Raw genomic sequence first — 971 nt, 5'->3', positions numbered from 1 at the left:
TGCATATAAAGAATAAAACACGCGAAATAAACCGATCGCTTTTTCTGTTTTATTGTTTTATAAGGTTTGCAAGAAATATTACATTATCCGCTCCAACTCCAATCAATGAATTTATGAAGTATCATAGCATGCGCATTTTAAAATTTCAATAATTATTAGACAAATTAGCTGAATATGCGCTTCATGATACGTTATTCGTTGCTTAGTTGTTATTCGTTATTGCTCATCCATTGGAAATGGAAGCTACCTTCTTTATCAAGACGCTGGAAAGTATGTGCTCCAAAATAATCACGCTGCGCTTGCAGCAAATTAGCTGGCAATCTTTCTGTACGATAGCTATCATAATAGGCTAGTGCAGAAGAGAACGCGGGAACAGGAATTCCTCTGGTCACTGCAATGGATATTACTTTTCTCCATGCTTCCTGATAGTTCTGTACGATCTCGCTGAAGTATTCGTCCAAGAACAGATTGTTTAGCGCAGGATTGCGATCATAGGCATCTTTAATATTTTGCAAAAATCTTGCACGGATAATACATCCTCCGCGGAAAATCATCGCGATACTGCCATATTTCAAATCCCAGTTGTATGCGTCAGATGCTGCTCTCATTTGCGCAAAGCCTTGCGCGTAGGAAGCAATCTTGCTAGTGTACAAAGCTTTACGAACCGCTTCAATGAATTCTTTCGGATCTCCGTCATAGCTAGATGCTGCAGGCCCATTCAATTGTTTACTCGCAGCGACGCGTTCTTCTTTCATTGCGGAGATAAAGCGTGAGAACACGGATTCTGTAATGATAGATAATGGAACGCCCAAATCCAATGCGCTTTGGCTAGTCCACTTTCCTGTTCCTTTTTGTCCTGCTGAATCGAGAATGACATCTACCATCGGTTTGCCTGTATCCGGGTCTATCTTCTTAAAAATATCTGCAGTGATCTCGATCAAATAGCTATCAAGCTCGCCGTTGTTCCATTC

The 971-nt window shown here is 40.7% G+C and carries 1 protein-coding gene; it reads right to left on the bottom strand.

Annotated features, from left to right (window positions below):
- Positions 1 to 209: 209 nt before the first annotated feature.
- On the bottom strand, positions 210 to 971 hold a 762-nt coding region (locus AC1DWN_RS34330; RefSeq protein WP_477563280.1), incomplete at its 5' end, for an NADP(+)-dependent, decarboxylating phosphogluconate dehydrogenase.

Source organism: Paenibacillus sp. P4_A7 (assembly GCF_056402455.1).
Note: the sequence above shows the minus strand (reverse complement) of the source record. Positions and strands in the feature narration are given on the sequence as shown.